Annotated in this window: 8 protein-coding genes; 6 read left to right on the forward strand and 2 right to left on the reverse strand. The window is 41.1% G+C overall.

Annotated elements, in window-relative coordinates:
- Positions 1-304: 304 nt before the first annotated feature.
- Complete coding sequence (locus NBH15_RS16295) at positions 305-1,519, reverse strand: DUF4934 domain-containing protein (protein WP_244050537.1); 1,215 nt, start codon at positions 1,517-1,519, stop codon at positions 305-307.
- A 437-nt stretch (positions 1,520-1,956) separates the two neighbouring features.
- On the opposite strand from NBH15_RS16295, the gene NBH15_RS16300 reads away from it, so the two are divergent.
- The gene (locus NBH15_RS16300; protein ID WP_250823070.1) at positions 1,957-3,840 is read left to right on the forward strand and encodes a hypothetical protein; all 1,884 of its coding nucleotides are present in this window, start codon (positions 1,957-1,959) and stop codon (positions 3,838-3,840) included.
- Between the two features lie 174 nt (positions 3,841-4,014).
- Positions 4,015-6,336: a TonB-dependent receptor gene (locus NBH15_RS16305; RefSeq protein ID WP_250823071.1), complete on the forward strand. Its 2,322-nt coding sequence runs from the start codon at positions 4,015-4,017 to the stop codon at positions 6,334-6,336.
- 41 nt (positions 6,337-6,377) lie between these two features.
- Here the strand turns inward: NBH15_RS16305 and NBH15_RS16310 are convergent, their stop codons facing one another.
- A complete protein-coding gene (locus tag NBH15_RS16310; RefSeq protein ID WP_128134648.1) occupies positions 6,378-6,851 on the reverse strand; it encodes an arsenate reductase ArsC in 474 nt (157 codons plus the stop codon).
- A gap of 190 nt (positions 6,852-7,041) precedes the next feature.
- On the opposite strand from NBH15_RS16310, the gene NBH15_RS16315 reads away from it, so the two are divergent.
- The 4 genes from NBH15_RS16315 (at position 7,042) to NBH15_RS16330 (ending at position 13,785) form a co-directional block, all read left to right on the forward strand.
- The gene (locus tag NBH15_RS16315) at positions 7,042-7,617 is read left to right on the forward strand and encodes an RNA polymerase sigma-70 factor (RefSeq protein ID WP_128134649.1); all 576 of its coding nucleotides are present in this window, start codon (positions 7,042-7,044) and stop codon (positions 7,615-7,617) included.
- 91 nt (positions 7,618-7,708) lie between these two features.
- Positions 7,709-8,674, forward strand: a complete 966-nt coding sequence (locus tag NBH15_RS16320; protein WP_186959521.1) for a FecR family protein — start codon at positions 7,709-7,711, stop codon at positions 8,672-8,674.
- 164 nt (positions 8,675-8,838) lie between these two features.
- On the forward strand, positions 8,839-12,282 hold the full coding sequence (locus NBH15_RS16325) for a TonB-dependent receptor (protein WP_250823072.1): 3,444 nt from the start codon (positions 8,839-8,841) through the stop codon (positions 12,280-12,282).
- 12 nt (positions 12,283-12,294) lie between these two features.
- A complete protein-coding gene (locus NBH15_RS16330; RefSeq protein WP_186959523.1) occupies positions 12,295-13,785 on the forward strand; it encodes a RagB/SusD family nutrient uptake outer membrane protein in 1,491 nt (496 codons plus the stop codon).
- The last annotated feature ends 170 nt before the right edge of the window (positions 13,786-13,955 follow it).

Below are 13,955 nucleotides of genomic sequence, written 5' to 3' on the forward strand. Positions count from 1 at the left end.
TTCTGTCTCTTCTGGCTCGTACCGGATGACGGAGTCGAGCGAAGAAAGATATGTAAGGGCACTATCCGGATTTTGCTCGATACAACGTATGGCCTTTTGCATTGCTTCGGGATAAGATACGTTTGGCGAACAGGAGAATAACAGATTTATTCCGGCTAAAAAGCAGACTATGAAAAAATGGTATTTCATATCTTTGCAAAGATAAAGAAAAGTATATGATATAAGCCATTCATGAGAATGATTTTTTCCTTTCCTTCGTGTATTTGTTCGTTGGCCGAATGCCTACACACTACCGGGAGCAGACTTACCGCTGTTTCAGCTTGGCGTAAAGGATATAGTTGTTATCATTTTCTGTGATGTCTGCTTGCACTTTGGTAAGGTGTTTCCGTAGCTGTTCAGAAAGGCGGTCGGATCGAAGGGCTTTTTCTAGCTGATCTGACAGTTCACCGGGATCTAGGCAAGTTGTGTAGCAGCCATCTTCCAATGCAAGGGGATTCTCCAAACGTTCTCCACCGAGAAAATCGTTTTCTATTGCATAGAAGGCTCCCTTCAATGTTTGCTTATCTACGATATAGTAGGCCGGAGCGTCACCTGCCAATCTTTGCTGAATATTCCCGTCTTTATCTTCGGTCGACTGCCACCATTGGCCCATGGCTTCCCCTACGAAATAGCCGGGAAGTTCGCCATACATATGTGGTTTCAGCGCATCACCCTTGAAATGGGCAGTGAAGCGGGGGATCAGCTTGCCTTTTTCCAGATTTACTTCGTAAAGCGAATCCAGCCGGGCATTCGGTAGCCAGAAGCTTAGATCTACATGCTTATCTTCATTTTGGTTTGAAACGACCGTCACACCCCGGAAGTCGAAGTCTAACCGTTTGGTAGGAAACTCGTGAATTAGGTTTCCAGCCAAATCCTGCGTCCAGACGCATGAGGTGAAGTTTTTGGGTTGTGGTGAGGCGAGTACCAGCAACGTATCACCGCGCAAAGCGAATTTTCCAACTACCCTTTCATGTGCCAACGGGATGGAGGGGCAGGCCTTTCCTTCGAAATCGTATGCCAACAGTTGACTGCCGAAAAAGGGCAACATGTAGATGCGTTGGCTTGCCTCGTCGATCTTTGCGGCATATACCGACCGATACTCTCCGGGTCCCTGTCCGATGCTCCCGACATTCGCCAAATAGTTACCTTGTCTGTCGAAAAGCTTGAAAGGTGTATTTCCCGACATTCCCGTCATAATATAATTATCTGAAACATACGCATAGGGAGCGCCTGTCAGTGCTTCGTCTTTCCCGTCGAGTTTGATGATCTGAAGTTCTTCCGTAAAGTAACTTAGCGGAATTACCATCGTATCTTTCAGCAGCGCAGGATCCAACTCAATCATCTCTTCCCCGTCAATTAGTGTGCGTGTTGCTACTACCGGGGTTTCTTCTAAATAATTTATTTGTCCGGACTTATTGTCGCAGGCGAACAGGACCGTTATCATGGTTACCGCCGTCCATGTTTGAAATTTATTCTTCATCGTTTTGCCGTATTGATGTTTGTATTGTTGCTACGGGGTGCAATATACGACTTTTTAATGAATTACGATGTTATCGTATTACTTTTGTGTCTTCGTAATTGTGTAAGGGTTTTAATCAATCCTTACATGTGATATTTCTACTGCGCTTCTGTATTCAGTATTTTCTCTTTTATAAAAGCTTTGCTCCTGATTAATAGTTCTATATACCGTGCAACACCTCCGGTTACTGTATAAAAAGCCAGTAAATCTTTCGGAGTGAAAGATGGTGTAGTCAATATTACTGTAACTTTCGCTACAATAGTATAAATGTAGTTATAATATGCTTATTATGAAATAATTATAATGATATTTTTGAGGTAAACCGATCAGACTTTATTCACAGGCTTCTTTTGCCGGGGTATTATCATTATCTTTGTAGCCTTTATAATAACGCTCGTATGAAATACATCTGCTGTCTGATCTTGTTCTTTACTGTCCTTTTACCTTCCTGTCAGTGGGGACGGCAGGAGGCTTTCTTTCCGGATGAAGGTTTGGCTGAACGTCTGCTGCGGGAAAATCCGGACAGCCTGGCGATGATACTGGAAGAGCAGGTCATTCCGTCCGAACTCTCGGATAGCCTTCGGGCGGAATATGGCTGGTGGATCACCCGGCTGCATCAACGACAGGGACGGAATATGGTGAATGATTCGCTGATTCATTATACACTTCGTTGTTATGAGGAGCAACAATCCTCTCGTCTGACAGAAGCATATATGTTAGCTGCTATGCAGGTGAACTATTCGGGAGATAAAAGGGAAGAGGCTAAAGAGTTTATTTCAAAAGGAATACAGATTGCAGCAAACAATAAAGATACCACTTTGCTGGTGGAGCTTGCTTCGACTCTGGGTTATCATGATCTGCTTCCGGGGAATCTTTCTCTGGTACCTGAAGACGTTAAGCACATTATATTCGATTATTATGCTGTAGATTCGTTGCAGATGATGTACTGTTTGTATGGTCTCGGTTGTTATTACGCTTCCCGGCAGGAACCGGACTCAATGGAGCATTGTATGATACAGGCACTTAAACTGGCGGAAGAGCTGCAGGCTGATAAAAGTTCGATTCTCCGTAATTATATAGACGGTTTGAATGCTTTTCACCAGAGTGAAAAGGCTTTGCCGCTGATGAGGAAGTTAGATCAGGAATATCCTCCGAAACATCTGCATGATAGTATTGTAAAGACTGCTACTTATGTATGTCTTTGGTTAAATCTGGGGAAGTTGGATTCTGCGGAGGTTTACCTGAAACAATTGGAACATTGTTGCGATTTAATCCCCCGGGATTATTACGGGAACGGATATCGTACCTCTTTTTTTTATGTGGAGAAACTGCTTCGTAGTGTTTATGATGTAAAGAAGAATAATGCTCTGAATATCATTGCTGTCTATGATTTTTGTGAAAAGGTGGCATCGGTGGAAAGAAGAAATGTGGCAATAGAAAAAGAGCGGTTGTTTGTGCAGAACCAACTGGAACGGAGGAATCTGAATCTGAAGATTCAAAAAGACCGGAACCACCGCCTGGCTCTTTATATCCTGTCGGCAGCCGCTTGCCTGATTTTCTTCCTGGCTTATTTATACCAACGTAAATTATTGAAGAAGGAACGTTTTATCCGGCAGATGAAAGAACAGATGCGACTGCACCAGATTGCATTAAGCGAAAAGGAACAGCTGATCCGGCAAAATGAGGAGGCGATCGAACAATTGTCAGCCCGCCAGTCAGAGCAGGAAGAAATAGTCGAACAGCAATTGAACGACCGGCTCTCTGAAATTGAACGGATCCGTCAGGAGAATGAGCTATTGAACCGGGAAAAGAAGCAGCTGCAACAGGAAATGACCCGATATGCTCAGAATATCCCGGAAAAAAACGTTGAAATGGATTCGTATGAGCGGATGGTCATACAAAACCAAGCGCTTACAACCAGCACGAAACAATTGTCTCTTCAGGTTATCTTGCAATATAAAGAGTTGGAACGTTTGTACAAAGGAGAAGTCCGTAATCTGTCGGATATAGACTGGCCTGCCGTTTATAAATTGATAGATAAGATATTTAATAATTACACCCGGCGGCTTCGCGCTTCTTTCCCGTTGCTGACGGAAGAAGATATCCAGTGCTGCTGCCTGATTAAATTACAACTGTCCACTTCGGCTATTGCCCGGTTGTATAGTATTGCTCCCTCTTCTGTCACCAAACGGAAACAGCGTATAAAGGAGCGGATTAATCAGGGGAAAAACGAGTTGATCGGGAAGGATCAACCGGCCGATGTCTATCTGTGGGGATTTTGATGGGGTGATTTGTCCACTTGAAAAATACAGACTCTGTTATTTGCTTGTTTATTAGGTGTTTAACTGTGCATGATTGTACAGGTATCCGGTATTCTTTGTCCACATGGAATTTAAGGTTGTCTACTGCGGAGGCTCTACCTTTGCCTTCAGATAATCACTCAAATTCTATGTTATATGAAAAGAATATATCTATTTATTTTAGGTGCTGTTCTGTCAGTCAGTCTATGTTATGCGCAAAAGATAAAGGTCTCCGGAATGGTGACAGATGGAAACACGGATGCTTCTGTTGAATTTGCCAATGTCGTGTTGCAAACGCTCGATTCAACTTTTATCACAGGTGTATCGACTGATACGAAGGGACGTTTTCAGTTGGAAAAAATAGAAACAGGCAGTTATCGTCTGATTATTTCCGCTATTGGGTATACAGATAATATAACCGATCTGAATGGCCTTTCCAAGTCAGTTGATTTGGGAAAACTAACATTGAATGAAACTGCGGAACAACTCGATGAGGTGACAGTTACAGCCGCCAATATTGTCAACCGGGCGGATCGTAAGATCGTATTTCCCAATAAACAACAGCTGGCAGCCTCTACAAATGGGGTGAATTTGCTTCAGGCCCTAATGTTGCCGCGCATTCAGGTGAATCCGATGACAAGGGATATCAGTGTTTCCGGCGGTGGCTCCGTACAGCTTTGTCTGAATGGAGCGAAAGTGGATGCAAAGGATATTTCCGCATTACAGCCGAACGATATCATACGTATTGAATATCTAGAGAATCCCGGCCTGCGTTACGGAGATGCCGAAGCCGTATTGAATTATATCACCCGCCGGTACGAAACGGGTGGCTCCGTCAGCCTGGATATGATGAATTCCCCGCATGTCGTATTCCATAATGATGAAATATCTGCTAAATTGAATCATAAGAAATCAGAGTTTGGCCTGAGTTATTATGCCAGTCCGCGTGACTTTTACAAATGTTGGCGCACGAACGAAGAATCTTTCCTCTTTGAAGACGGTACCTCCCTGCACCGGTATGAAAAAGGGCAGCCCGGACATTTTCAGGAACTGAATCATGGCGGTTCTTTCACCTATAATTATCAAGAACCGGATAAATACCTGCTGAATGCAAAGCTGGGTTACTGGGGGTATCTGCAACCGCATACGGATTACAGAAGTGAGTTGTATAACGTTGAGTATCCGGACCATGTAACGGATATGCGGGACAACAATAACACATACACACATCGTCCGTATGTTGATTTATATTATCAGCAGAACCTGAAGCATAAACAGTTTCTGGCGCTCAACCTGGTCGGAACATATATCTACACCGACTCCAGGCGTACTTATCAGGAAAAGCAGAACGATCTGTTGCTGACCGGTATCTACTCCGGTGTAAAAGGGAATAAATATTCCGTGATTGGTGAAGGTATTTATGAAAAGGGCTTTGAAAAAGGCCGGTTAAGTGCAGGACTGAAACATTCACAAGCCTTTTCGGAGAATACCTATGATGGAAATGTGACATATAAAACGGAGATGAAACAGTTGGATACCTATTTATATACCGAGTTTCAGGGCAAATGGCAAAAGCTCAATTATTCGTTGGGTGTGGGCGTTACCCGTTCATGGCTGAAACAGGAAGGGGAAGATGGTTATCAGACCTATACGTTCTGGCCTCGTTTTTCTTTCCGTTATGCTTTCTCTGATAATTTCTATGCGCGCCTGAATGGCAGCCTGGCGAACAATCCGCCGGCACTGTCGGAGTTGAGTGCTGTCGAGCAGCTGATTGATTCGATGCAGATACAGCGGGGAAATCCGGATCTGAATCCGTACAACCGTTACCAGGCTGATTTGTATATGGAATACCGGAAGGGGAAAGTCTCTGTCGGCTTGTCTTCCCGTTATCGGAATGCTCCGAAAGCGATAATGGAATCTACTTTTATTGAGAATGGCATGTTTATTCATACTTATGAAAATCAGGAGGGTTTTCAGTCCTTGAATGGCGAGTTGAACCTGCGGGCCGGTATGTTATGGAATATTCTGCAATTTTCTCTTAGCGGAGGCGTGAACCGTTACTGGAGTGATGGGAAAGATTACCGGCATACCTATACGAACTGGTATTATCGTGCAGAGATAATGGGGCAGTATAAACATTTGACGGCTATGTTCAGTATTTACAACCGCCGGAATAGTTTCTGGGGAGAGAAAATGTCGAGCGGAGAGAATCTTCATATGCTGATGGTCCGGTATAATTATAAACAGTTCTCAGTTGGAGCCGGTATGATCAATCCTTTTGCCAATAACTATAAACGGATTTATGAAAACTGGAATAAGTATGTTTCCTCGTACAAGGAGAATTATATCAATGAAAGCTCTCATGCCTTTTTCCTGACTCTTGCCTGGAATTTCCGGTTCGGTCGTAAATACCAGAGTAACGGGAAGAAGATATATAACCAGGATAATGATTCGGGAGTAATGAATGCCGGCAAATAAATGATTGTCTGGTAGCTTGCCGGCTGTTATTCCTGTTCGTATCAGTTACATCTGCAAAACCTGTTCGCCCCGCAGGTACAGGTTGGCCCGCCATCACCATTGAGTATTTCGTCGGTATAGAAATCATACATCTTGGTCTTGATCTGATTGCATATCCGGCGAAATTCACTTTCAATGAATTCGGGAGTCCCCTGGGCTCTTGAAGGATCATAAAAGCCGATATGCAGGCGCTGCCTTACTTTCCCATTGAAGACCGGGCAATTTTCGTTTGCTTCACCGCAAACGGTAATAACATAGTCCCAGGGTTCGTTCAGATATTCATGGATCGATTTGGGCGTGTGATGACTGATGTCGATCCCTGAGGACTTCATTGTCTTGATTGCCAACGGATTTACTTCTTTGGCAGGCTCTGTCCCGGCTGAACAAACATTCAGATTTTTATCGAAAGACTGTAACCATCCTTGTGCCATCTGGCTGCGGCAACTATTGCCTGTGCATACTATTAATATTTTCACGTCTTGAAATGTATATGTTTTCCAAAGAAACAAAGATAGGCTGATTCTTGTTCATTCTGCTAGTTTTCTGATTTGGAATAATATTTTTTTAATACAATATCTATTTCTATCTTTTTTAAAATAATACGTTAAAATAGATTATTAATGGAATAATTCTATATTTTTGCCTGTATTACCGGAAAATCTTCAAATGGATATAGTAAACTTACATATACAAAATGATAAGAAGTCTGACTTTTCGAGAGTATATTCTATATACTTTCCAAAGTTGGTACGTTTTGCCCGTGAGTTCGTTTTGTCTACAGAAGATGCAGAAAATATTATACAAGACATTTTTATTTATCTATGGGAACACCAGGAGCTACTGAATACATTGACAAACTTGAACGCCTTCCTGTTTACGTTGGTAAAAAACAAATGTATAGACCAGTTAAGGCAGCAAAAACTTCTTGAGCGCAGGAAAGAAGAATTCAAAACTGTTTTCGATAAGGAGATACAACTTAAGATATATGCTTTACAGCAATTTGACGAAAACGCGCTTTCAAATGAAGATATAGAAATTATATTGAATAATGCGATAAACTCTTTGCCGGAGAAATGTCGCGAGGTCTTTATCCTCAGTCGGATGGAAGGCCTGAAAAACAGGGAGATTGCTGAAAAGCTGAATATATCTACAAAAACAGTCGAGAATCAAATGACGACCGCGATCCGGAAACTGAGAGTTGAGCTGAAGGATTATCTTCCCTTATTTATATTTATTATCTAGTATTTATCTCACCGAGTTCATTTTTTTCAATTTTCATGTAGGGGTGTTTTTTATTTATTTCGTTATAAGTTAAAACAACTCATTCTTTTTTATGGAAGAACAACTATATAAATACCTGACAGACGAAACAACTGTTACTGAAAAAGACAAACTCTTTGACCAAATCAATGCCAGTGAGAAGAGCAGGCAGGAATATGCCCGGTTACAGGTACTGACTGCCTTGTCATCTATGGCCTCTCAGAGAGGAGATGAGGAATGGAGTTCTCGAAAGATGCATGAGTTGTATGAAAAAGTAAACAGGAAGAAATACCGGAATCTTATTTTTAATATGTTGAGATATGCTTCAGTGATTCTTTTAGCTGTAGCTGGAACCTGGTTGATGACGAAGTATGGAACAGGGTCAGGACAATCTTTCCATACACAGGTGGATGTTCCGGCCGGTCAACGTGTTCACATAACATTGGCGGATGGAACAAAGGTGTGGCTTAGCCCACGGACAAAAGTTATTGTACCCAATGAGTTTAATAAGGATAATCGTATTATAGAACTAGATGGGGAGGGGTATTTTTCTGTCTGTAAAGATCCCCAAAGACCGTTTATTGTCAAGACACAGAAATATGATGTTAAAGTGTTGGGTACAAAATTCAATGTTTTTGCCTATTCGGAATCTCCCCGGTTTGAAACGGATTTGGTTGAAGGCTCAGTACATGTCTACAACAGGGAAAATCAGGATGATAGTATGATACTTAAGCCCAATGAAAAAGCTTATTTGGAAAATAATTGCCTTGTCAAAATATCTCACGTCTTTGACAATGAGGAATATCTTAAGAATGGAATATTTAGATTTGCAGGTGTTCCGTTTTCTGAGATATTGAATTACCTTTCTTTATGGTATAATGTAAAATTTGAATTAAACCGGGCTACGAATCTGGATCGTAAAGTTTCAGGTAAGTTTCGTCAGAGTGATGAAATTGAATATATATTGAAAGCTCTCCAGGGAGTACATAAATTCAAATTCAGAATTCATGAGAATGATAACCGGATAGAGATTTATTAATATGTTTCACCATTAAAAACACATATAGCCTATGAGATAAGAAAAATTATTCCTGAGGAATAGTAAAAAGGGACAGATGTACCACCATCTGTCCCTGAAAGTAATACTATTTCTTTTTTGAACTCTGATAAAAACAGTATAAACTTTAAATTAGAAGCAAAGTTATGAAAAAAAACTTATTGCTATTATTCAACGTATGCAAAGATATTGAAATAAAGCATTTTATTCGTATTATGAGATTATCCATCTTTTTAGTTCTCGTTGCCGTATTCTGTTCCCATGCAACGACCTCCAACTCCCAGAATGTGCGGGTTACAATCAACGAAAAGACAGTTTCTTTGGATAAACTGATCACAGAAATAGAGAAACAGACAAACTACCTTTTCATTTATGGCGAGAATGATATTGATTTGAACCTGATGGTAAAAGTGAATGCAAAGAACAAGACGATTTCTGAGGTTTTGGACAATGCATTGAAGAATTTGGGTATTTCCTATGAATTTGCCAATAATTATATTTCTTTACGAAGTGTAGGCAATTCAAAGGCTCTGTCAGAACCCCAACAGATGAAAAAAGTATCCGGAGTAATAACCGATTCAAACGGGGAACCGATTATTGGGGTCAACATCCTTGTTAAAGGAACGGTTAATGGAACAACAACAGATTTGGATGGCAACTACACGTTGGATGTACCATCTAACGCTGTACTCTCAATTTCTTATATAGGCTACCTGACACAGGAGATCCCTGTAAAAGATAAAACAATTATCAATGTGACAATGAAAGAGGATACAAAAAGCCTCGAAGAAGTAGTGGTAATCGGTTATGGTAGCGTCAAAAAAAGTAATCTGACCGGTGCGATCACGCAGGTAAAGGCTGAGGATTTGCCTCAGGCAGGCAATATGTCTTTGGGACAGATGTTGACCGGAAAGGCTGCCGGTATGCAAGTGTCGTTACAAAGCGCACAGCCCGGTGGCGGTGTTTGGATGCAGATTCGTGGCAATGCGTCCGGCGGTGCAGGAAATAGCGGTCCTCTCTATGTGATTGACGGTTTTCCTATCTCGACAGAGAATATGGAGCCTGGAAGTGGTAACAGATATAGTTCCGGCAATAAGTCACCTTTGAATAATCTCAATCCGGCGGATATCGCTTCTATTGAAATTCTGAAAGATGCTTCTGCGACAGCTATCTATGGAGCTCGGGCTGCTAATGGCGTTGTATTGATCACGACTAAACGCGGTAAAGAAGGTGAAAAACCAAAAGTAGAATATTCCGGTTCTGTTTCTTTTCAGAAAAGAGTCAAACAGATAGATATGCTTGATGCTCAAGGATTCATGACAGAAACAAACCGGGTTCTTTATGAAGACTATTTGTCTGATAATAAGATTGGCCCTTATGGAAACACGGATCCGTCAACAGTAGCACCTTTTAGTCCGAAATATTCAGCGGATCAGATAGCCAATGCTCAGACAACAGACTGGTTGGGAGCAGTGGAAAGAAACGGTGTCATCACACAGCATAATTTGTCTTTGACCGGAGGGACGGATAAGACATCTTATTATATTTCCGGAAATTATTATGATCATCAGGGAGTAGTTAAGAATAATGGCATTCAGCGTTATTCAGGTCGAGCCAACTTTGATCAGAAATTAGGGAAATATATTAAAACAGGCATTAACTTCAATGCCAGCCAGGTAAAGAGCAATAATGTGCCGTTGGGAGATGGAGGAAATGAAAATGCCGGAGTTATCAGGGCTGCTATGAATGCTAATCCTTCTATCCCTATTTATGATGAAGAAGGTAATTATACGTTGGATCCGGACCAGCCTTATTTGGCAAATGCTGTATCTCTGTTGGATATGACTGATGAAAGTACGATTAATCAATTATTAGGAAATTTCTATTTGATTCTTACACCGTTTGAAGGATTGGATTTAAAAATGAATGCCGGTTTCCAACAAGAAAAAGGCGAACGTAATACGTATGTGCCTAAAACCACATTATATGGCCAGAAAGCTGGAGGTGAAGCATCTAAATCGTATTCTAACCGTTCAAGCAAGTTGTTTGATCTGACTGCTTCTTATGCGAAGACATTCAATGAGGTACATAATTTCTCTGCAATGGCCGGTTATTCTTATCAACATTTTTCTTCCAATGGTTTTAATGCGGGTAATAGCCGTTTTATCACGGATGCTTTTAAATGGAATAACCTGGCAGCCGGTGAAAATACGAAACCGTCTGTCGGCTCGTATGGTAGTGAAGAGGTATTAGGGTCTGTTTTTGCTCGTGTAAATTATAATTATGCCGATCGTTATCTGATCTCTGCCACTATGCGTGGTGATGCTTCTTCAAAGTTTGCAGAGAATCATAAGTGGGGTTATTTCCCGTCTGTGGCTTTGGCATGGCGTATGGTCAATGAACAATTCATGCAGGAACAGGATCTTATTTCCGATTTGAAATGGCGTGTCAGTCTAGGACAGACTGGTAACTCTAATATCGGAAATAATGCATTGGCTCTGTATTCGACGGGTTATAATTATAATTTCGGCGACCAGCAATCTGTAGGTGTAGCACAAAGCCAGTTGGCAAATCCGAATTTGAAGTGGGAAACAACTACGGAATTGAATGTCGGTCTTGATTTCGGCTTTTTCCAAAATCGGATTACCGGTTCTATGGAGTTCTTTACTCGCCGTGTGGATGATTTGTTGGATGAAAAAGTATTGATGCAATATAATCCGATAAGCAAAGTGATGGCCAATATCGGAGCGAAAGGTAGTAAAGGTTTCGAATTGGGAATCAATACCCGTAACTTGATCGGTGAGTTTACTTGGTCGACTGACGTTGTCTTTTCTTTGTATCGTGACCGTTGGTTGGAAAGAAATCCTCAATGGAAGAAAGCGATCTATGAAAGCGAGAAAGACATGTTGAATCCGTATTATCTGTATATATCCGACGGTTTGGTACAGCCGGAAGACATGAATCCGGATGGTACTTGCAAATTACCCCATATGCCTAATGCTAAACCGGGTATGATTAAATATAAAGACTTGAATGGACGTGATGAAAACGGAAACCTGAAGGAAGGGCCGGACGGTAAACTGGATGATGCCGATATCATTTACCTGGGAACGAAAACATCTAAATTTTATTTGGGTTTTGGTAATACATTTGCATATAAAGGTTTTGACCTGAATATATTCTTCTATGGTTATTTCGGCAGACAATTGGAAAATCCAGCTTATGACTGGTATTTGAAACGTTCTTGGTTCTTGAAAAATGGAGTGAACATGGCTGTTGCTGTAAAGGATCGTTGGACGCATGATAATCCGACTGGCAAATATCCTTCCAGCATCATGAATCCGTACGACCGGAGTTCTGATTTCTGGTTGGAAAATGCGAATTTCCTTCGTTGTAAGAATATTACGTTGGGATATACGTTGCCTAAAATCAAGAATCTGGATAAGGTCATACAGAATCTTCGTGTTTACGGGGATGTACAGAATCCGTTCGTTATTACGAAGTATAGCGGTGTAGACCCTGAAATGGATAGCATGGCAGCTTATCCGACTCAATTGACTGTTTCATTTGGCGTTGATATAACTTTCTGATAAATATAGATTATGAAGACTTATTTTAAAAATACAATATCATTGTTGGCTGTTTGTACTTTGGGGCTGACCTCTTGTTTGGATTTGGATCCTGTAGTGAATGACAAGATTATTCCGGAAAATTATTTTCAGAATGAAGATGATGCACGGGCCGCTGTTACGGCTATATATAATCCGTTTGTAGCAGGATGGGGCGGTAGTATATTCAGTGCCCATGTCGCCAGTTATTTTATGGAATCCAATCTGGTTACAGACGAAATGGGATTACAGCGGAACGACCTGGAGGTGGTGGAACGTTTCTTATGGTCCTCTACGGAGGGGAACGTGACGAAACATTATACTAACTTTATAAAACATGTCAGCAGGGCAACTCTTTTGATGGATGATCTGCAACGTACTCCGATGAATGAAACCCGTAAACAGGAGCTGATAGCGGAAGTACAGTGTGCTCGTGGCCAGTATATGTTTATGTTATATGATTTTTATGGAACGGCGGGAGTTGTAATGGACCCGGAAATATTACGTAATCCGGAGAATGAAGTGATCCTGGAACGCCTTCCCAAAGAAGAATTCGTTAGGTTGATAGAGAATGACCTGAAAAGTGCGGCTTCAGTATTGCCTTCGACTTACGCATCAAACGATTGGGGACGCTTTACTAAAGGAGCAGCTTATGCCATATTGGTGAAGTTGTATATGCAAGAAAAGCGTTGGCAGGAAGCAGAAGCCACTTGTCGAGAGATTTTGAAGCTGGGATATAGCTTACAGCCAAGTTATTCTTCCGTTTTCTCTGTTGAAAATGCTAAAAATAATGAAATCATATGGGCTATACCTTGTCTTTCAGAAGGGGGGGAAGGAAATATGTGGATGACGCACATTGCACCTCCGGGATATCCCCTGAAAAACGATAAAATACAACGTTGGTATGTTCATAACACTCCCTGGTGTTTTTATGATAAATATGAAAAGGGGGATGATCGCTTGAATTCTTTGGTTGGAGAGTTTAAATATTTGCCGGAAGGGGCTACGGATTCAGTGTTAGCGACTCGTGATAATTATCAATATCTTGAAAAGGGAGCTCTTCCTTTCAAATATCCTGAAGATCCGAAACAGACAACCGAATATTCAGGCAATGATGTGGTGGTTCATCGTTATTCGGATGTGTTACTGGAATTAGCCGAAGCTATCAATGAACAAAATGGACCTACACAGGAAGCTATTTCTTATGTGGAGCAGGTTCGTGTCCGGGTAGGCTTACCTAATTCAATACCAGCAGTAGCCACAGCTAGCAAAGATGCATTCCGTGATTTCATTTTAGATGAGAGAGGGAGAGAGTTATTTTGTGAAGGACATCGTCGCAGGGATTTGATACGTCATGGAAAACTGATTTCTACGGCTCATGAAGAAGGCTATACATCAGCACAACCACATATGGAATTATTCCCTATTCCACAAAATATCATAGATGAATCTCAGGGAAAAATAAAACAAAATCCGGGATACTGATTTATTGGAAGTAAAAAACAATAATAATCCATCAAATAGGCAACTATTTGCTATTTTTCAGTAGTGAAGGTTACTTTTATTTTGTAATTTAGAAACTGTTTTGAATTTACTGTTTGGTTTCCTTAATAGAAAGAATAGAACAAAAGATAAATTCAAAACAGTTTTTTTAG

This window comes from Parabacteroides caeci, from assembly GCF_023656795.1.
Lineage (GTDB): Bacteria > Bacteroidota > Bacteroidia > Bacteroidales > Tannerellaceae > Parabacteroides > Parabacteroides segnis.

Bases quoted from the DNA above. Each gene is read 5' to 3' on its own strand.
- NBH15_RS16330 (WP_186959523.1), top strand. From the start codon at position 12,295: ATGAAGACTTATTTTAAAAATACAATATCATTGTTGGCTGTTTGTACT.
- NBH15_RS16305 (WP_250823071.1), top strand. From the start codon at position 4,015: ATGAAAAGAATATATCTATTTATTTTAGGTGCTGTTCTGTCAGTCAGT.
- NBH15_RS16295 (WP_244050537.1), bottom strand. From the start codon at position 1,519: ATGAAGAATAAATTTCAAACATGGACGGCGGTAACCATGATAACGGTC.
- NBH15_RS16315 (WP_128134649.1), top strand. From the start codon at position 7,042: ATGGATATAGTAAACTTACATATACAAAATGATAAGAAGTCTGACTTT.
- NBH15_RS16300 (WP_250823070.1), top strand. From the start codon at position 1,957: ATGAAATACATCTGCTGTCTGATCTTGTTCTTTACTGTCCTTTTACCT.
- NBH15_RS16320 (WP_186959521.1), top strand. From the start codon at position 7,709: ATGGAAGAACAACTATATAAATACCTGACAGACGAAACAACTGTTACT.
- NBH15_RS16325 (WP_250823072.1), top strand. From the start codon at position 8,839: ATGAAAAAAAACTTATTGCTATTATTCAACGTATGCAAAGATATTGAA.